We start from the raw sequence: 18,051 nt of genomic DNA, 5'->3' as shown, positions 1-18,051 counted from the left end.
CCGCGAAAATTTATGCGATATCCAATGATGTAAACCTTTACACAGGTTATGTAAAGGTTTACACAGCATGGAAAGCGGGTGGGACCGCAGGGAGGATTCAATGAGTTCGGAAGCCGTCGACGGTGCGGTCGTGCTGTCTGCGAGAGGGATTTCCAAGTCCTTTAACGGCGTGCAGGTGCTGTTCAGCGTCAACTTCGATCTTCGGGCCGGCGAAATCCATGCGCTGATGGGTGAAAACGGTGCCGGCAAGTCGACGCTGGTAAAAGTTCTCTCTGGTTTCGAGCAGCCGACCTCAGGCGAAATCCTCTTAGATGGCAAGCCCGTCAAGCTGCCGCCGAACGGCGCCGCCGAGGCGCTCGGCATCGTCATCATCCATCAGGAATTCAATCTTGCGGAACATTTGAGCGTTACCGAGAGCCTGTTTCTCGGCCGCGAAGTCACGCGCTTCGGTGTGCTCGATCGCAAGCATATGCGCGCGGAAACGCGGCGCGTCCTCGACCTTCTCGGCTCGCATGTCGACGAGAATGCCATCATCAGCACACTCTCCATCGCCGACAAGCAGATGGTGGAGATCGCGAAGGCGATCAGTCGCGATGCGAGGATCGTCTTCATGGACGAGCCGACCGCGGTTCTCTCGCGCGAGGAGACCAATTTCCTGTTCAAGCAGGTGCGCAAGTTGCGCGACCAGGGAACGAGCTTCGTTTTCGTCTCCCACAAGCTTGATGAGGTCATGGAACTGACGGATCGCGTCACGGTCTTGCGCGACGGCCAATGGGTGAAGACATCACCGACTTCGCTGCTCGATGGTGAATCGATCGCCCAGCTAATGGTCGGGCGCGAGCTTTCGAGCCTCTATCCGGCCAAGAACGAGCCCGATGTCGACGAGAGGGTGGTGCTCAGCGTCGCCTCGGTCTCGACCGGCTACGTCCACGATGCGAGCTTCGAGCTGCGAAAAGGCGAGATCCTGGGTTTTTCCGGCATGATCGGCTCTGGGCGTACCGAGCTGATGGAAGCGATCGTCGGTCTGCGCTCGCGTGCCGCCGGCGAGGTCGTCGCCAACGGCCAAACGGTGCCGCCGCATGATGTGCATGCAGCCATCGATGCCGGGCTTGCCTATATGACGAAGGACCGCAAGTCGAAGGGTCTGCTTCTGAATTCCGGCATGATCGTCAATCTAACCCTGCAGTCGCTCGACCGGCATGGCAAGTTCGGCTATCTGAGCGCCTCAAGCGAAGCCGATGCGCTGGCGAGGGCGCGCCGCCGTTTCGATATACGCGTACGTGACGGCAATATCGTTGCCGGTCGCATGTCCGGCGGCAACCAGCAGAAGCTGCTTCTGGCGAAGATCATGGAGACCGAGCCGCAGATCATCATCATCGACGAGCCGACGCGCGGCATCGATGTGGGTACGAAGCAGCAGATCTATCATTTCATTTCCGCGCTGGCGCGCGACGGTCATTCGATCATCGTCATCTCTTCGGAAATGCCCGAGGTCATCGGGCTTTGCACACGGGTTGCCGTGATGCGCGAGGGCCGGATCGTCGGCGTGCTCGAAGGCGAAGAGATTACCGAGCAGGAAATCATGCGTTATGCGGCGGGCCTGAAGAAAAAGACGGCTGCCTGAAGGGCGGCGGAGCAAGGCGAATTCCCAGCAATTATGGGACGGGAGGTTGGTTTTGGTTATGAGCGTGGGTGAAGACAGCAGCGGCAAGACAGGCCGGCGGGGGCGCTCCTGGCGGGATGTCGATCTTAGGGCCGTGGCGCCTTTTGCAGCACTGGTGCTGCTTCTGATCGTGGGCGCGCTGGTCAATCCGAACTTCATCGGCCTTACCAATCTCACCAATGTTGCGACGAGATGCGCCTTCATCGCCATCATCGCGGTTGGTGCCACCTTCGTCATCTCGGCCGGCGATCTCGATCTGTCTGTCGGCGCAATGGTTGCCTTCGTTGCGAGCCTGATGATCCTCCTGATGAATTCGGGTGTTATCGCCGATCCCGCCCTGATGCTGGCGGCGGCCATATTGTTTTCAGTCGTTGCGGGTGTGCTCTGCGGCCTGGCCAATGGCCTGATAACGACCGTGGGCAAGATCGAGCCTTTCATTGCGACGCTCGGCACCATGGGTGTCTATCGCGGCTTGACGACCTGGCTGTCGCAGGGCGGTGCGATCACCTTGCGGCCGGCCAATCTGCAGGCGCTCTACAAGCCCGCCTATTATGGCTCGGTGTTCGGTGTGCCGGTGCCGATCGTGGTCATTCTTGTCGTCACCGGCATTGCGGCCTTCATTCTCTACCGCACCCGCTATGGGCGGCACGTCATCGCCGTCGGTTCCAATCGCGATGTTGCGCGCTATTCCGGCGTGGCGGTCAATCGCGTGCGCACCGTCGCCTTCGTCATTCAGGGTCTGTGCGTGGCGATTGCCGTGCTTCTCTATGTGCCGCGGCTTGGTTCGACGTCGGCGACGACGGGCAGTCTCTGGGAATTGCAGGCGATCACCGCCGTCGTCGTCGGCGGTACGGCGCTGAAGGGCGGAGCGGGCAGGGTATGGGGCACGATCTGTGGCGCCTTCATCCTTGAGCTCGTCGGCAACATCATGCTGCTTTCCAATTTCATCAGCGAGTATCTGCTGAACGCCATCCAGGGCGCGATCATCATCATCGCCATGCTGGTTCAGCGCTCACTTGCTCGCAAATAGCAAATAGCCGGGTCAGGGGGCGCCCGGTTCTTGGTGACAAGGCCCTGTCTCTATCTGGGAGGAAGAAATATGCGAAAGAGACTCATAGGCTTGGCTGTCGTGATGGCGGCTCTGGCCGGCACGGTCCATGCCGAGGACAAGAAGGTGACGATCGGCGTTTCCATTCCGGCCGCCGACCACGGCTGGACCTCGGGCGTGGTCTTCCATGCCGAGCGCGTCGCCAAGCTCTTGATGGCGGAGCATCCTGGCCTCAACGTCATCGTCAAGACTTCGCCTGATGCCGCCAGCCAGGCAAACGCTGTACAGGATCTTGAGACGCAGGGCATCGACGCACTCGTGATCCTGCCGTCGGATCCGGATCCGCTCGTCAACGCCATCAAGGAAGTCAAGGACAAGGGCAAGTTCGTGGCGCTCGTCGACCGTGCGCCGAGCAACAACGACAATTCCGTCCGTGACCTCTATGTCGCCGGCAACAATCCGGCGCTCGGCCAGGTCGCGGGGGAATACATCAAGGCCAATACGCCGGATGCCCAGGTCGTCGTCATCCGCGGCCTGCCGATCCCGATCGACCAGCAGCGCCAGGACGGCTTCGACAAGGGCATTGCCGGCTCGAACGTCAAGGTTCTCGACCGCCAGTACGGCAACTGGAACCGCGACGACGCCTTCAAGGTCATGCAGGACTACCTTACCAAGTTCCCGAAGATCGACGTCGTCTGGTGTCAGGATGACGACATGGCCGTCGGCGTTCTGCAGGCAATCGAGCAGGCCAAGCGCACCGATATCAAGTATATCATCGCCGGCGCAGGCTCGAAGGACATGATCAAGAAGGTCATGGACGGCGACAAGCTGATCCCGGTCGACGTGCTCTATCCGCCGGCAATGGTCGGCACCGCCATGGAACTGACGGCTGCCAATTTCTACGATCAGGTTCCGGTTCGCGGCAACTATATCCTGGATGCGACGCTCGTCACCAAGGACAACGCCAAGGACTTCTACTTCCCCGATTCACCGTTCTGATCGGTTCCTCGGTTCATCTTCAAGGGCGCCCGCCGGTTTCGGCGGGCGTTTTTTAAGTGTTCCGTCAGCCCCGTTTTGCGGTGGATGGAAATTTTGCGGCACGTACCTCTTGCCGTCTGCGGCGTGCCGTGATTAGGTCGCAGGGCATTCGACTTTCAGCCCGACGACCCTATAGTTTTTGGAGGCTACGGCACCTCAGCCGCCTCGGATATGGGTCCGAAAGGCATCGGAAACGTTTACAGAACGCGATCAGGGAGGAAATACATATGAAGACGATCAAGGGACCAGGCCTGTTTCTCGGCCAGTTCGCCGGCGATGCCGCACCTTTCAACTCGTGGGATTCGATCACGAAATGGGCTGCCGATGCCGGTTACATCGGCGTACAGGTTCCGACCTGGGCAAGCCAGCTCATCGACCTGAAGAAGGCAGCCTCCTCCAAGGATTATTGCGATGAATTTGCCGGTGTCGCCCGCGCCAACGGCGTCGAGGTCACCGAGCTTTCCACTCACCTCCAGGGCCAGCTCGTCGCCGTCCATCCGGCCTATGACGAAGCCTTTGACGGTTTTGCCGCTCCTGAAGTACGAGGCAATCCGAAGGCTCGGCAGGAATGGGCGGTCGAACAGGTGAAGATGGCGCTGACGGCGTCGAAGCATCTCGGCATCAAGGCCCATGCAACCTTCTCCGGCGCGCTCGCCTGGCCCTTCATCTATCCTTGGCCGCAGCGGCCGGCCGGCCTTGTCGAGACCGCCTTCGAAGAGCTTGCCCGCCGCTGGACTCCGATCCTCAACCATGCCGACGAAAACGGCGTCGACGTTTGCTACGAGATCCATCCGGGCGAAGACCTGCATGATGGCATCACCTTCGAGATGTTCCTGGAGCGCGTAAAGAACCATCCGCGCGCCAACATGCTCTACGATCCCTCGCACTACGTCCTGCAGTGCCTCGACTATCTCGAGAACATCGACATCTACAAGGACCGCATCAAGATGTTCCACGTCAAGGATGCGGAGTTCAATCCGACCGGGCGTCAGGGTGTCTATGGCGGCTATCAGGGTTGGGTCGAGCGTGCCGGCCGCTTCCGTTCGCTGGGTGATGGCCAGGTGGATTTCGGGGCCGTCTTCTCGAAGATGACCGCCAATAATTTCGATGGCTGGGCCGTGGTCGAATGGGAATGTGCGCTGAAGCATCCCGAAGACGGCGCCCGCGAAGGCTCCGAATTCGTCAAGGCGCATATCATCCGCGTCACGGAAAAGGCCTTTGACGACTTCGCCGGCAGCGGCACGGACCAGGCGGCGAACCGGCGCATGCTGGGGCTGTCGTAATTTCTCTTCTCCCCAACGGGGAGAAGATGTCCGAAGGACAGATGAGGGGGGACGAGGAGCGTCGCGACGAGTGCCTTGAGCGACAAGCGAAAGGCAGTGTCTGCTGAGTTCCCCCTCATCCGACCCTTCGGGCCACCTTCTCCCCGCAGGGTAGAAGGGAAGTACAATTCCATTCATTCAGGAGGACAAAATGGCAATCGAAGGATCATCGGAACAGACGCGGGAGCCGCGCATTCGGCTCGGCATGGTGGGCGGCGGCGCCGGCGCATTCATCGGCGCGGTGCATCGCATCGCCGCGCGCATTGACGACCAGTTCGATCTCGTCGCCGGCGCGCTCTCGTCTTCGCCGGAAAAGGCCGTGGCATCCGGCCGCGATCTCGGTCTCGATCCCTCGCGCACCTATTCCAGCTACCGCGACATGGCGATCCGCGAAGCCAAGCTGAAGAATGGCATCGAAGCTGTCTCGATCGTCACGCCGAACCATGTCCATTATGACGCCGCCAAGGAATTCCTGCGGCGCGGCATCCATGTCATCTGCGACAAGCCGCTGACCTCCAATCTTGCCGACGCCAAGAAGCTCAAGAAGGTGGCCGATGAAAGCGGTGCGCTCTTCATCCTCACGCATAATTACACCGGCTACCCGATGATCCGCCAGGCGCGTGAGATGATCGCCAACGGCGAGCTTGGTGATATCCGCATCGTGCAGGCGGAATATCCGCAGGATTGGCTGACGGAAAATATCGAGCAGTCCGGCCAGAAGCAGGCGGCCTGGCGTACCGACCCGGCCCAGTCGGGCGTCGGCGGCTCCACCGGCGATATCGGCACGCATGCCTATAATCTCGCTTCCTTCGTGACCGGCCTCGAGCTGGACAGCCTTGCCGCGGATCTCGACAGCTTTGTTGAAGGACGTCGCCTCGACGACAACGGCCATGTGCTGCTGCGCTTCAAGGCGAAGGGCAAGGAAAAACCGGCAAAGGGCATGCTTTGGTGCAGCCAGGTGGCGCCGGGCCATGAGAATGGCCTAAAGCTCCGCGTTTACGGCACCAAGGGCGGCATCGAGTGGACGCAGGCCGATCCGAACTATCTGTGGTACACGCCATTTGGCGAGCCGAAGCGGCTGATCACCCGCAACGGTGCCGGCTCGGGTGCCGCAGCGGCGCGCGTCTCGCGCATACCCTCGGGCCATCCGGAAGGCTATCTGGAAGCTTTCGCGACGATCTATACCGAGGCTGCGCGTGCCATCAACGCCCGCAAGAAGGGCGTGGCCATCGATCCTGCCGTGATCTATCCGACCGTCGATGACGGTGTGAAAGGTGTGGCTTTCGTCGAGGCTTGCGTCGCGTCCTCGAAGCGCAATGGCGCCTGGGTCAAGCTTTAGGTTTGGGGAGGTTCGAGGCGGTTTGCCGCCTCGAACCTGCTTAGTCAGGCGGCGATGTCCTGCCTGCGCTTGGTCAGCGCGTCGACACTCAGCGGGCCACCGCCGGCGCTGGCGAGAAACAGGAAGATGAAGCAGAAGAGGATGGCAGATGTGCCGCCGTTCTGGGCGGGATAGAAGCTCTGCGGCGCATGACGCAGAAAATAGGCGAAGGCCATCAGGCCTGACAGAATGAACGCTGCAATCCGTGTCTTGAAGCCGATCAGGGCGAAGAAGCCGAGAGTGAGTTCGAGCAGGCCGGCGATCCAGGACAGCGATCCGACAGCGGGCACATTTTCGGCCGCCGGGAAATGCAGCACCTTCTGCGTTCCATAGCTGAAGAGCACGAGCGAGGCGACGATGCGCAGGAGACTCAGCAGATGAGGGTGGAGGGCGTGGATCGCAGGGAGCATTTATGTCCTTTCACTGTCAAGTTTGGATGCTACCCTCAATTGATCTCACGCTGGAAGACAAGTCACGACTGTTGACATTGCTGTTATCCAGTCGTGCGAAGAGTATTGCCGTCGCCCGCGGAGGCGCCTTTCGCCGGCTCGGTTTGTCGGCGCCTGCAACGTTGCAGTTTTCCCGTGCCGGCACTGTACTTTGCCAACCGGGTTGGCTAAACCGCAGCCAACGAAGCCAAAACAGACGGGATTTTCACCATGATCGATCCGAAGCTTCTTGCCGATCGCTTTCCAGGCGATTTCACATTCGGTGTTGCCACCGCCGCCTTCCAGATCGAGGGTGCCACCAAGGCAGACGGCCGCAAGCCATCCATCTGGGATGCTTTCGCCAACATGCCGGGCCGCGTCTATCAGCGCAATAATGGCGACGTCGCATGCGACCACTATAACCGTCTGGAGCAGGATCTCGATCTGATCAAGGAGATGGGCGTCGAGGCCTATCGCTTCTCGATCGCCTGGCCGCGCATCATCCCTGAAGGCACCGGCCCGGTGAACGAAGCCGGCCTCGATTTCTACGATCGCCTGGTCGACGGCTGCAAGGCGCGGGGGATCAAGACTTTTGCGACCCTCTACCATTGGGATCTTCCGCTGGCGCTCGCCGGCGACGGCGGCTGGACGGCGCGTTCGACGGCGCATGCCTTCCAGCGCTATGCCAAGACCGTCATGGCCCGCCTCGGCGACCGTCTGGACTCTGTTGCTACCTTCAACGAGCCCTGGTGTATCGTTTGGCTGAGCCACCTCTATGGCGTCCATGCACCCGGCGAGCGCAATATGCAGGCGGCGCTCTATGCCATGCATTACATGAACCTTGCCCACGGTCTCGGCGTCGAGGCAATCCGCTCCGTCGCGCCGAAAGTGCCTGTTGGTATCGTGCTGAACGCCGCTTCGATCCTGCCGGGCTCGGATAGCCCCGAAGATGCCGCCGCTGTCGAACGCGCGCATCAGTTCCACAATGGCGCTTTCTTCGATCCGATCTTCAAGGGCGAATATCCAAAGCAATTCCTCGAGGCGCTCGGTGATCGCATGCCTGTCATCGAGGATGGCGATCTCAAGACCATCAACCAGAAGCTCGATTGGTGGGGGCTGAACTATTATATGCCGATGCGCGTCTCCGACGACGCCTCCAAGAGCGGCGATTTCCCCTGGACGAAGGAGGCGCCGCCGGTCAGCGACGTCAAGACCGATATCGGTTGGGAGATCTATTCGCCGGGTCTGAAGCATGTCGTCGAAGACCTCAACAGGCGCTACGACCTGCCGGAGTGCTACATCACCGAAAACGGCGCTTGCTACAATATGGGCGTCGTCAACGGCGAGGTCGATGACCAGCCTCGTCTCGATTATTATATCGAGCATCTCGGTGTCGTCGCCGATCTCATCAAGGACGGCTATCCGATGCGCGGCTACTTCGCCTGGAGCCTGATGGACAATTTCGAATGGGCTGAGGGTTACCGCATGCGCTTCGGCCTCGTGCATGTCGATTACGAGACCCAGGTGCGCACCATCAAGAAGAGCGGCAAGTGGTACAGGGAGCTTGCCTCGCAGTTTCCGAAGGGCAACCACAAGGCGGACTGATGCGGTTCGGCATTCCCCTTGAGGGGCTCGGGTTGGGTGGAACCCGAGGGTGGGCTTTAGGTCTGCAATGGTCACCCCACCCCTTCGGTCCGACCCTCCCCGCTTGCGGCAGGGGTATCGCATATGAGCGGAGATCGCCGCTGTCCCCCTTCTCCCCAGCGGGGAGAAGGTGCCGCGAGGCGGATGAGGGGGTGCCCGCCAAGACCACAAAAATCCATGAATTCAAATCGACAACCCCTCATCCGACCCTTCGGGCCACCTCTCCCCAAGGGGAGAAGGAGCTTATGGTGCTCGTCCGCCTCCATATGCGATAGCCCTGCCCCTCAAGGGGAGGGTGGCTATCGCTCGAATCGGCGAGGCCTGATAGACATCGCGCATGACCCAGCGGCCGATTTTTCTTTATGCGCTTTGCGGCAGCCTGCGGCAGGCTTCGGCCAGCCGCAGGCTGCTGGAGGCGCTGAAGCTCGCCTGTCCACAAGGCATCACCATTGCCATTTGCGATCTGATCGGGGACCTGCCGATCTTCAATCCGGATAATGAGGGCAAGCGAACACCAGCCGTCGTCGAGAGATTTGCGGCCGAGATTCGCAAGGCGGACGGTTTGATCGTGTCGTGCCCGGAATATGCTCACGGCATACCCGGCGGCTTGAAGAACGCGCTGGACTGGCTGGTGTCGCGCGACGAGGTACCATTCAAGCCGCTGATGTTTGCTCACGCATCGCATCGCGGCGATCTCGTCTTGGCACAGCTCACCGATGTCTTGAAGACCATGTCGCTGCATATCGTTGAAGACGCTTTCCTGCGTCTGCCGGTTGCAGGCAAGAGCGATGAGATGCAGGCCACGATGCTGCTGGAGGCGCGGGAAAGCGGCCTTTTCTCCGCAAATCTCGGCCGTTTCGCGCGAGCGATTGCCACTAAGGCATGAATTCTTCCGGTTTCGGCAGATATACAACTCTTTCCTGTAGGAATCTCCAATTCGCCTTAACCGTTTATTGAAAACCTGACGGCAGACTTCTCCGCCAAGGAGAAAAGGTGTTGGGAGCAATTTCCAAGTCCCTGCGGAAAAATGCACAGATCGGTCGTCATTCCATTGTGACGGCCGTTTTGATTTGCTTCGCCCTGATCGTTGCCGTCGTGACCTTGATGGTTCTTACCGCGATCGGGCGCGTTGCCGATTATTCTAACAAGCTGGACGACGAGCGCTCCTGGGAAACGACTGTCGGGGCGTTGAAAACATTTCAGGGACAGCTGGAAGCGACACTGCATGACCATTCCGCCCGCAACGATGCGGCGCGAAGTGTCTATGGGACCGATAATCAAAATTGGATCGTCGGCAATTATGGCGACATTTCCTCCAACGGCGCGCTGTTCGATACTGCCATCATCGTGGACGACAACAACAAGCCGATTGTCGCTTACCACGATGGCCAGCCATTGACAGAGAATATCGAGGATGTCCTCGGTGCGGCCGTCTGGGCGCTCGTCGATCAGGCGCGAACAACGCGTGTGACTGGGGTGCCGGAAGCTGCGGGCTACATCATGACCAGAGATGGTATCGCCGCCGCCGGGGCCGCGACGATCCGCGAAAGATCCGGTCGCATTCCGGTGCCGGAAGGTCATCGGCGCTATCTGATCCTCGTTCGCTACCTTGACGCCGACCGGATCAAGATGCTCGCCAACACCTATGTCATCAGCGGCTTGACGCTAGTGTCGCCGGATACCGTCGCCCGATATGCCGTCTCCATCGTCGATCCACTCGGCAAGTCGCTGGGACGGTTGGTGTGGAGCTCGCGCCAGCCGGGGGATATGAGCTATCAGCAGGTCCGCCCATTGGTGCTCGGCGCGCTTGGTCTGGTGGGTCTGTTCTTCGTCGTGCTGCTGATCTTGGGCTCGCTGGCGGGGCGCCGGCTGCGGGCGGAGGAAGTTCAGGCACGTCAGGTCTCGCTTCGCGACCGGCTGAGCGGGCTCCTCAATCGTGAGGGATTGCGGCTCGATGTGGATCGTCTGGTCGAGCGGGCGCGCTCCGACGGCACCAACGTCCTGCTTCTCTACCTCGATCTCGATGGTTTCAAGGAAATCAACGACGCTTACGGGCATGGCACCGGCGATCAGCTCATCCGCGCGGTAGCCGCCGGGCTCAAGGTTCTCGTGCCACCGCAGGCGGCCTTGGCGCGCCTTGGAGGCGATGAATTCGCCATCGCCTTCCCCACGAAGGAGCTTAATGACGCGCCAGCTTTGCGGTTGGCTGAGCAAATCCTGGATTTCCTTGCGGAGCCTCTGGAGATCGGCCGCCGGGTGGTCGTGGTCGGCGCCAGCATCGGCATCGCAAGTTCGCCTGAAGGCCGCATCGACCGTGAGGAACTGGTGCGCCGCGCCGATCTTGCCATGTACAAGGCCAAGGAAGCCGGCCGCGCCCGCATGACCTGCTACGAGACGGCCATGGATGCGCATCGCGAGGAACGCAATGCGCTGGAGCTTGATCTGCGTCGCGCGATCGAGATGGAGGAGCTGACGCTCGCCTACCAGCCTCTGGTTGATGCCTCGAGCTGCGAGATGATCGGCGTCGAAGCGCTGGTGCGTTGGAACCGCCCCGGACACGGACCGATTTCGCCGGAGGCCTTCATTCCGATTGCCGAAACCAGCGGCCTGATCGAGGCATTGGGCCTGCTGGTCCTCCGCAAGGCCTGCGAGGCGGCAAGGCACTGGCCGGATCTGCGTGTTGCCGTCAACGTTTCGCCGGGCCAGTTCCGCAATCCTGCCTTCGCCGATTACGTCCGCAGCGTGCTCAACAGTACCGAGATCGAAGCCGAGCGGGTGACGCTGGAAATCACCGAAGGCTACATCATTCAAAATCCCGAGCGCACCCGCCAGTCGATCGAGCGATTGAAGACGCTTGGCGTCAGGGTGGCGCTCGACGATTTCGGCTCCGGTTTCTCCTCCATCGGCTATCTGCGTCAATTCGGGTTCGACCGCATCAAGATCGATCGCTCGCTGACGATGAATGTGCTGGAGGACAACCGCGCCCGCGAGATGGTGAAGGCGACCGTGGCACTGGCCCGGTCCCTCGACATTCCCGTCACGGCCGAAGGTATAGAAACCGAAGAGCAGGGAAGGGCGCTCGAGGGCTTCGGCTGCGACGAGCTGCAGGGCTACTTCTATGGCAAGCCGATGCCGGAAGCCGAGATCAGCAAACGCCTCGCCGTGCAGATAGCCGCCGCAGTGGACGAAGAACACGCCGCTGCCTGATACGCCTAGCGCATTCGCGCATTCCCGACCCAAGGCCCGAGCGCGGTTCTTCCGAAAATGCCTTTAGCCGATATGCTCGTGACCACGCTTGCGGGCGAGCGCGATCTGCCGCTGCCTTTCGCGATAGCGCTCGCGGTCTTCTTCAGTGCGTTCGTGGTAGCAGTGGCTGCAGGAAACGCCGGCCTCGTAAAAGGGTGAGCTCACTTCCTCTGATGTAATGGGATTGCGGCAGGCGTGGCAGAGCTTGTGATTGCCTTCCTTCAGGCCGTGTTCGACCGAGACACGCTCGTCGAAGACGAAGCAGGCCCCTTCCCAGAGGCTCTCTTCCGGCGGCACTTCCTCGAGATATTTCAGAATGCCGCCCTTGAGATGATAGACCTCGTCGAAGCCTTGCTGCTTCATGAAGGCGGTTGCCTTCTCGCAGCGGATGCCGCCGGTGCAGTACATGGCGATCTTCGGCTTGTTGTGCAGGCCGGTATGGTCGCGCACCCAATCGGGAAATTCGCGGAAAGTCTTCGTCTTCGGATCGACCGCGCCCTTGAAGACGCCGATGGCGGTTTCATAGTCGTTGCGGGTGTCGATGACGATGGTGTTGGGGTCGGAGATCAGTGCGTTCCAATCCTTCGCCGCGACATAGGTGCCGACGACCTTGGTCGGGTCGATGTCCTCGACGCCCATGGTGACGATCTCTTTCTTGAGCTTCACCTTCATGCGCACGAACGGCATTTTTGACGCGCGGCTTTCCTTATGTTCGAGGCCGGCAAATTCCGGCTGGGCGCGCAGGAAGGCGAGCACGGCGCCGATGGCGGCATCCGTGCCGGCGATCGTGCCGTTGATCCCTTCATGTGCCAGCAGCAGCGTGCCCTTCACGCCCTTTTCCTCGCAGAGCGCAAGCAGGGGCTCGCGCAGGCTTGCGAAGCGCGGAAAGGAAACAAAATGATAGAGCGCGGCAACGAGGAATGCGCCGGTCGCGTCGCGCCGTGGATCTGAAAGCATGTCGGTCATGCCGGTGAAATACAATTTTGCGGGCCTTCAGGCAATCGGGATTTGCGTTGCAGCCCGCGCCTTCGCGATCCCGCCTCTGTTGGCGCGGCGAAAGATGTGGGTTGTGCTGGCCGACGAGCTGAGATGTCCAGCGCCATACGACTTGAAAGGAAGGCATTTCGAAATGCGGCTTATTGTGCAGCTGGCGCATCATCCTTTATATCGTCGGCAAACCTGCGCATGAGCCGCACAAGGTCCTCGATATCCTTGTCATCCCATTTGGCGAAAATGGACCGGGCAATCCTCTCACGCGCCTCATCGATGCGATCGGTCATCGCCTTGCCCTGTTCGGTGATGACGGCCTCGCGCAGGCGTCGGTCCATCGCGTTCTCCCGCCGGCTGATCAGTCCGAGCCCCTCCATTTTCGCAACCTGACGGCTGACGGTGGTGTAGTCGCGTCCGACGCGATCGGCCAGTTCGACGACGCCGATGGGGCCGAGCCGCTCCACCAAAACCAACAGGGAAAACAGTGCGCGGTCGAGGGAGATGCCCGCCTCCTTAATCATAGCCTCATCACGCTGGGGCCGGTTCATGACGCCGACAATTTCGACCAGCGCGCTATGGAGTTCGCGTAGCTGAGCGCCGATATGTGTATTTTGCAAGCTCTTCGTTGACACCTGACCACCCTTCTTTTAATAAGTGCATATTACACATATGGAGATGGAGATGACAGAGCAATTTACAGCCGATGTGCTGATTTGTGGTGCGGGCGCGGCCGGCCTCGCGCTGGCCATCGATTTGGCAAGGAGAGGAATTTCCTTCCGTCTGATCGAAAAGATGGACGGGCCTTTCCGTGGTTCGCGCGGCAAGGGTATCCAGCCGCGAACCCAGGAAATCTTCGAGGATCTCGGCATTCTCGACCGGGTCGTTGCGGCCGGCGGCATGTATCCGCCCGTACGGCGATATCGCGACGACGGTAGTTTTACCGAGTCCGACATCGCCGAGCATGAAGACCCAACACCAGCAGAACCGTACCATCTGCCGCTGATGATACCGCAATTCCTGACCGAAAAGGTGATGCGCGAGAGGTTGCTCGAGCTTGGCCATAAGCCGCAATTCGGCTGCGAACTGGTTGGTTTCGAGCAAGACCCGAGCGGCGTGACAGCGCGCCTCGCGGGCAAGGCTGAAGAGGAAATTCTTCGGGTGCGCTGGCTCGTAGGCGCCGATGGCGGTCGCAGTTTCGTTCGCCACGCCCTTAATATCGACTTTCCCGGCAAGACCCTCGGCGTTCGCGCCATCGTGGCCGATGTCATTTTGACCGGTGGTCTCACGCGCGATGCCTGGCATCGCTTCAACGACGGCGACATGTCGCGGCAGATCATGGTCTGCCCGCTTGCCGGGACCGAGATGTTCCAGATACAGGGACCGATCCCTCTCGACGGTGATATCGATCTTTCCGCCGAAGGGCTGGAAGCCATGGTGGCGGAGCGGACCGGGCGCGATGATATCCATATCCGATCCGTGTCGTGGTCGTCGGCCTACACCATGAATGCGCGACTTGCCGATCGATACCGTGTCGGCCGCGTGTTTCTCATCGGTGATGCCGCCCACATTCATCCGCCGACCGGTGGTCAGGGCCTCAATACCAGTGTGCAGGATGCCTATAATCTCGGATGGAAGCTGGCAGCGGCCGCCAATGGAGCCGACGACAAGCTGCTCGACAGCTATGAAGAGGAGCGTCAGCCCATCGCGGCTGCGATGCTCGGTCTGGCGACAAGGCTTCTCGATGCCCAGAAACAGGGCGACATGCGGCGCGGTCGCGAGGTGCGTCAGCTCGATATAGGTTATCCTTCGTCTTCGCTCGCGCTCGAAACGCTTGGGCGCAGCGGCCGCCTGTCTGCCGGCGACCGAGCCCCGGATGCGCCGATCCGTGGCGCCGCCGGCCAGGCAAAACGGCTGTTCGATCTGTTCCGAGGCCCGCATTGGACATTGCTTGGCTATGAGGTGCCGCCGGGATCGGTGCCGCCGCGCGCAGGCCTGCATATTCATATTTTCGGCCGATCAGGCGACATGGTCGACGCCGGGGGGCATCTGCGCGACATCTATGCCCTATCCCCCGGAGAATGGGTGCTCGTGCGGCCGGACGGATATATTGGCGCGATCGCTGCCGCCGACGACATTGCGATGCTGGAAGGCTATTTCGCGCAAGTGGGGCTTGGTTCGGCGGATGCGTAGAGCGCCTAAAGCAACGGCCAGGTCGTGCGATTCAACTGCCTGAGCCGGGCGCGTGGCCCCTCAGTCGGCCGCCTCCAGCCAAAGGTGCTTGATAGTCCGTGCTTCGCTCTCCGGTTTGTCGGCGAAGACCCAGCATGCTCGTTCCAGCGCTTCCCCGCGCGCGGTCTGCTGCCGGGCAATGATCGCTTCCAGCAGGCGGGCGTGATCGTCGCTCCTGTCGAAGAGATGCGGCTCGCGGTCTGCGACAGCAGCCAATATCGACATGTCGAGATAGCGGCCGAGTACGTCGACCAATGCTTTGGCCTCCAGCTGCTTGGCATGCATGGCGGCCGGCCAGACATCGCGCAGCAGCATGTGATGCATCCAGTAATCCTGGCTGCATTTGCGCAGATCATGAAAGCTCTCGACGTGGGCATCTTCCGCGTGGCACTCGGACAGCGCCTGCATCGCCTTACGGACATTCCTGCGCCAGCTTTTCTGAAAGAGACGGGCCGTGTCGCGTCGGCCGCAGTGAAAGGATACCTCCTTCAACGCCTCGCGCGCCTCGTCACATATCGCGACTGCTGCCTGTGCCCTGTCTTCGAGATCGGTTTGCGCCGCCGCCAGGCGGTCGCGCCTGGTGGTCAGTAGATCGCTGACGCGGGTCAGCGCGTGCAGTTCTTCTGCGGATCTGGCGGTTGCCTGCAGGTAATGACCGATCTCGATCAGTGCGGTCGCATCGCGCACGCCGGAAAGCGTGCGTGCCATATTCCGAAGGCGGTCATTTTCTCGCTGCTGAAATTCGCGCGCGACCGGACCGATCAACCGGTAAAGCGCGCGCACGCGCTTGATGTTCTTGCGGGCGGCGTGAACCGCTTCGTGCAGGCCCTGCGGCCTGTCCGTCAGTACGGCCATTGCCTTGCCGAGTTGATGAGCGGCTGCTTTGTGCACCTCGTCATCAAGGGCTCGGTCAGGCCGTATGCGATAGCTCATCGTACTCCTGCTCGAACTGTGTCGCGAGGGCCTGATTGGAATAGCGGTATTCGCCGGTTACCTCACGTCCGATCCAGTCCGGCAGTTCCGGATTGTCGCTTTCGTCGTCCATTTCCACTTCAGCGATCACGAGGCCGCGATGGGCGCCGCGGAAGACATCCACTTCCCAGGTAAAGCCCTTGAACTGTACCTTGTGGCGGGTCTTCTCGATGACGAGGCCGATCGCCGTTTCCAGCAATTCCTCCGCCTCGTCGACGGGAATCTCATATTCGAATTCGTCCCTCGTCATCGACTTGCCGATCTTGATCGTCAAGGTTGCCTTGGTGTCGTTCGTCAGCCGTATGCGCACGGAACGGTCTGCCATGGAGGCAATATATCCTTGTCGCAGGATCAGTCGCTCCGAAACGGAATCACGCCAGTGATCGCCGCGCACCAGAAACTTTCGCTCGATCTCTTTTGCCATGCGTTTGACATGCTCCACCGGCACAGATTGGAACAGAGTATAGCAAGTTGCCGCAATTTCCTACCCGTCGTATTTAAAGCGAGCTTTTGTCTCGACAACCACCTTCGGGAAGGCTATTCGAAAGCCGGATTTCAATCGTTTTAAAGGGAGTGCACCGACCATGGGCGAGAAAACCGAGAAGCTTCTTTCCATCCTGAAATTGCAGCCCGTTGTTCCCGTGCTGATCGTCGACGATGCGAAATCGGCGGTGCCACTCGCCCGCGCGCTCGTTGCGGGCGGTCTCAAGGCCATCGAGATCACGCTGCGCACCGCCGGTGCGCTGGATGCGATCCGTGCCGTCGCCGAAGAAGTCGAGGGTGCCGAAGTCGGCGCCGGTACGATCCTCAATGTCAAACAATGGGACGCGGCCGTCGAAGCCGGTTCGAAGTTTATCGTCAGCCCCGGCACGACGCAGGAATTGCTCGATGCTGCGCGCGGTTCGCATGTGCCGCTGCTGCCGGGTGCCGCAACGGCCAGCGAAGTGATGGCGCTGCGCGAAGAGGGCTATACGGTACTGAAGTTCTTCCCGGCCGAGCAGGCCGGCGGTGCCTCCTATCTCAAGGCCCTGTCATCACCGCTTGCCGGCACGGTCTTTTGCCCCACCGGCGGCATCTCGCTGAAGAATGCGCATGACTACCTTTCGCTGCCGAACGTCATCTGCGTCGGCGGCTCCTGGGTTGCGCCGAAGGAGCTCGTTGCATCGGGCGATTGGGCCGGGATCACCAAGCTTGCCGCCGAGGCCGCCGCGCTCAAGGGCTGAGCGGCTGCCTCCCGTCGGTTTCGAAGGCGCGCAGGCTTCTGCGCGCCTTTTTGCATTCTGCGGATTGGTATTTGCGGTTGCGCTTCCTATCTCCCTCTCACCATCAAAGGACGGAGGAGCATCCATATGATCGACGCCCGCAAGCTTCTTGACCAATTCCTGGGATCACAGGTTCCGGGAGTCCAGGGGACCGTGAGAGACAGGGCAACCCAGGCCATCAATCTTGCCAGGGACAATCCGATGGCGACGAGCGCCATCGCTGGCGTACTGCTGGGGACGAAGACCGGACGCCAGGTCGCCGGAAATGCGCTGGCGCTCGGCGGTCTCGCAGCCATCGCAGGCCTCGGCTATCAGGCCTACAAGAATTACCGTGACGGCAATCAGCCGCAGCCAGCGCCGCAGGCCGAGCCGCAGTTCCTGCCGCCGCCGTCGGATTCCGGCTTCAGCACGGCGCCGGCCGTCGCCAGCAACGATTTTGCGCTTTCCCTGGTGCGGGCCATGATCGCGGCCGCCCGTGCCGATGGCCATATCGACGATTCCGAGCGCCAGCACATCCTCGGCAAAGTGCATGAGGCTGGTGTCGGATCCGAGGCGGAAGCCTTCTTCCAGCGCGAGCTTGCCAATCCTGTCGATCTCGATGCCATCGTCGCCTCGGCCAAGACCGAAGAACAACGCGTGCAGGTCTATACCGCGTCGCGGCTGGCAATCGAGCCGGATTCGCGGGCCGAACGCGGCTATCTCGATCTGCTCGCCGGCCGCCTCGGTCTGGCCGATGCGCTGGTCGATCATATCGAAGCGACCGTTGCCGGCGCTAAAGTCTGACGCGTGTGACGATAGGGCCGGTTGCCTTTCCTCGGCAGCTGGCCTAAG

16 protein-coding genes are annotated in these 18,051 nt (G+C 60.8%); 11 read left to right on the top strand and 5 right to left on the bottom strand.

Features of this window, described 5'->3' with window-relative positions; translation table 11 throughout:
- Positions 1–100 precede the first annotated feature (100 nt).
- From I8E17_RS13480 to I8E17_RS13460, 5 genes are all read left to right on the top strand, one after another.
- A complete protein-coding gene (locus I8E17_RS13480; protein ID WP_069616010.1) occupies positions 101–1,624 on the top strand; it encodes a sugar ABC transporter ATP-binding protein in 1,524 nt (507 codons plus the stop codon).
- Positions 1,625–1,682: 58 nt separating this feature from the next.
- Positions 1,683–2,693, top strand: a complete 1,011-nt coding sequence (locus I8E17_RS13475) for an ABC transporter permease (RefSeq protein WP_069616011.1) — start codon at positions 1,683–1,685, stop codon at positions 2,691–2,693.
- Between the two features lie 69 nt (positions 2,694–2,762).
- A complete protein-coding gene (locus I8E17_RS13470) occupies positions 2,763–3,710 on the top strand; it encodes a substrate-binding domain-containing protein (protein WP_069616012.1) in 948 nt (315 codons plus the stop codon).
- A gap of 266 nt (positions 3,711–3,976) precedes the next feature.
- Entirely contained in the window at positions 3,977–5,032 is a 1,056-nt protein-coding gene (locus I8E17_RS13465; RefSeq protein ID WP_069616013.1) for a sugar phosphate isomerase/epimerase, read from the top strand.
- Between the two features lie 190 nt (positions 5,033–5,222).
- Positions 5,223–6,410, top strand: coding sequence for a Gfo/Idh/MocA family oxidoreductase (locus tag I8E17_RS13460; RefSeq protein ID WP_069616014.1), 1,188 nt, complete (start codon positions 5,223–5,225; stop codon positions 6,408–6,410).
- A 44-nt stretch (positions 6,411–6,454) separates the two neighbouring features.
- Here I8E17_RS13460 and I8E17_RS13455 read toward each other — a convergent pair whose 3' ends face one another.
- The gene (locus I8E17_RS13455) at positions 6,455–6,859 is read right to left on the bottom strand and encodes a DoxX family protein (protein ID WP_069616015.1); all 405 of its coding nucleotides are present in this window, start codon (positions 6,857–6,859) and stop codon (positions 6,455–6,457) included.
- A 249-nt stretch (positions 6,860–7,108) separates the two neighbouring features.
- Here I8E17_RS13455 and I8E17_RS13450 point away from each other — a divergent pair, with 249 nt between their 5' ends.
- The 3 genes from I8E17_RS13450 to I8E17_RS13440 all read left to right on the top strand — a co-directional run bounded on the left by I8E17_RS13450 (position 7,109) and on the right by I8E17_RS13440 (position 11,728).
- On the top strand, positions 7,109–8,482 hold the full coding sequence (locus I8E17_RS13450; RefSeq protein ID WP_069616016.1) for a GH1 family beta-glucosidase: 1,374 nt from the start codon (positions 7,109–7,111) through the stop codon (positions 8,480–8,482).
- A 376-nt stretch (positions 8,483–8,858) separates the two neighbouring features.
- Complete coding sequence (locus tag I8E17_RS13445; RefSeq protein WP_069613327.1) at positions 8,859–9,407, top strand: NADPH-dependent FMN reductase; 549 nt, start codon at positions 8,859–8,861, stop codon at positions 9,405–9,407.
- 110 nt (positions 9,408–9,517) lie between these two features.
- Positions 9,518–11,728 carry an EAL domain-containing protein gene (locus tag I8E17_RS13440; protein ID WP_069613326.1) on the top strand — a complete coding sequence of 737 codons (2,211 nt, stop codon included), beginning with the start codon at positions 9,518–9,520 and terminating at the stop codon, positions 11,726–11,728.
- A 63-nt stretch (positions 11,729–11,791) separates the two neighbouring features.
- Here I8E17_RS13440 and I8E17_RS13435 read toward each other — a convergent pair whose 3' ends face one another.
- Both I8E17_RS13435 and I8E17_RS13430 read right to left on the bottom strand, forming a co-directional pair.
- Positions 11,792–12,733 carry a rhodanese-related sulfurtransferase gene (locus I8E17_RS13435; RefSeq protein WP_069613338.1) on the bottom strand — a complete coding sequence of 314 codons (942 nt, stop codon included), beginning with the start codon at positions 12,731–12,733 and terminating at the stop codon, positions 11,792–11,794.
- A gap of 170 nt (positions 12,734–12,903) precedes the next feature.
- The gene (locus I8E17_RS13430; protein ID WP_069613325.1) at positions 12,904–13,389 is read right to left on the bottom strand and encodes a MarR family winged helix-turn-helix transcriptional regulator; all 486 of its coding nucleotides are present in this window, start codon (positions 13,387–13,389) and stop codon (positions 12,904–12,906) included.
- A gap of 49 nt (positions 13,390–13,438) precedes the next feature.
- Between I8E17_RS13430 and I8E17_RS13425 the strand changes: the two genes are divergently transcribed.
- The gene (locus I8E17_RS13425) at positions 13,439–14,947 is read left to right on the top strand and encodes an FAD-dependent oxidoreductase (RefSeq protein WP_069613324.1); all 1,509 of its coding nucleotides are present in this window, start codon (positions 13,439–13,441) and stop codon (positions 14,945–14,947) included.
- A gap of 60 nt (positions 14,948–15,007) precedes the next feature.
- On the opposite strand, the gene I8E17_RS13420 is transcribed toward I8E17_RS13425, so the two are convergent.
- Positions 15,008–15,919 (bottom strand): CHAD domain-containing protein, encoded by a 912-nt coding sequence (locus I8E17_RS13420; RefSeq protein WP_069613323.1) that lies wholly within the window; start codon positions 15,917–15,919, stop codon positions 15,008–15,010.
- Complete coding sequence (locus I8E17_RS13415; protein WP_069613322.1) at positions 15,897–16,382, bottom strand: CYTH domain-containing protein; 486 nt, start codon at positions 16,380–16,382, stop codon at positions 15,897–15,899. Before I8E17_RS13415 ends, I8E17_RS13420 begins: the two co-directional genes overlap by 23 nt.
- Positions 16,383–16,542: 160 nt before the next feature.
- On the opposite strand from I8E17_RS13415, the gene I8E17_RS13410 reads away from it, so the two are divergent.
- Complete coding sequence (locus tag I8E17_RS13410) at positions 16,543–17,181, top strand: 2-dehydro-3-deoxy-phosphogluconate aldolase (RefSeq protein ID WP_069613321.1); 639 nt, start codon at positions 16,543–16,545, stop codon at positions 17,179–17,181.
- A 126-nt stretch (positions 17,182–17,307) separates the two neighbouring features.
- On the top strand, positions 17,308–18,003 hold the full coding sequence (locus I8E17_RS13405) for a tellurite resistance TerB family protein (protein WP_113367405.1): 696 nt from the start codon (positions 17,308–17,310) through the stop codon (positions 18,001–18,003).
- Positions 18,004–18,051: the final 48 nt, after the last annotated feature.

Source organism: Rhizobium sp. AB2/73 (assembly GCF_020871915.1).
Classification (GTDB): domain Bacteria; phylum Pseudomonadota; class Alphaproteobacteria; order Rhizobiales; family Rhizobiaceae; genus Rhizobium; species Rhizobium dioscoreae.
This window is presented reverse-complemented; position numbering and strand designations above follow the sequence as displayed.

Excerpts from the sequence above, each read along its gene's own strand:
- I8E17_RS13480 (WP_069616010.1), top strand. The coding sequence starts at position 101 with ATGAGTTCGGAAGCCGTCGACGGTGCGGTCGTGCTGTCTGCGAGAGGG.
- I8E17_RS13475 (WP_069616011.1), top strand. The coding sequence starts at position 1,683 with ATGAGCGTGGGTGAAGACAGCAGCGGCAAGACAGGCCGGCGGGGGCGC.
- I8E17_RS13470 (WP_069616012.1), top strand. The coding sequence starts at position 2,763 with ATGCGAAAGAGACTCATAGGCTTGGCTGTCGTGATGGCGGCTCTGGCC.
- I8E17_RS13465 (WP_069616013.1), top strand. The coding sequence starts at position 3,977 with ATGAAGACGATCAAGGGACCAGGCCTGTTTCTCGGCCAGTTCGCCGGC.
- I8E17_RS13460 (WP_069616014.1), top strand. The coding sequence starts at position 5,223 with ATGGCAATCGAAGGATCATCGGAACAGACGCGGGAGCCGCGCATTCGG.
- I8E17_RS13455 (WP_069616015.1), bottom strand. The coding sequence starts at position 6,859 with ATGCTCCCTGCGATCCACGCCCTCCACCCTCATCTGCTGAGTCTCCTG.
- I8E17_RS13450 (WP_069616016.1), top strand. The coding sequence starts at position 7,109 with ATGATCGATCCGAAGCTTCTTGCCGATCGCTTTCCAGGCGATTTCACA.
- I8E17_RS13445 (WP_069613327.1), top strand. The coding sequence starts at position 8,859 with ATGACCCAGCGGCCGATTTTTCTTTATGCGCTTTGCGGCAGCCTGCGG.
- I8E17_RS13435 (WP_069613338.1), bottom strand. The coding sequence starts at position 12,733 with ATGACCGACATGCTTTCAGATCCACGGCGCGACGCGACCGGCGCATTC.
- I8E17_RS13425 (WP_069613324.1), top strand. The coding sequence starts at position 13,439 with ATGACAGAGCAATTTACAGCCGATGTGCTGATTTGTGGTGCGGGCGCG.
- I8E17_RS13420 (WP_069613323.1), bottom strand. The coding sequence starts at position 15,919 with ATGAGCTATCGCATACGGCCTGACCGAGCCCTTGATGACGAGGTGCAC.
- I8E17_RS13415 (WP_069613322.1), bottom strand. The coding sequence starts at position 16,382 with ATGGCAAAAGAGATCGAGCGAAAGTTTCTGGTGCGCGGCGATCACTGG.
- I8E17_RS13410 (WP_069613321.1), top strand. The coding sequence starts at position 16,543 with ATGGGCGAGAAAACCGAGAAGCTTCTTTCCATCCTGAAATTGCAGCCC.
- I8E17_RS13405 (WP_113367405.1), top strand. The coding sequence starts at position 17,308 with ATGATCGACGCCCGCAAGCTTCTTGACCAATTCCTGGGATCACAGGTT.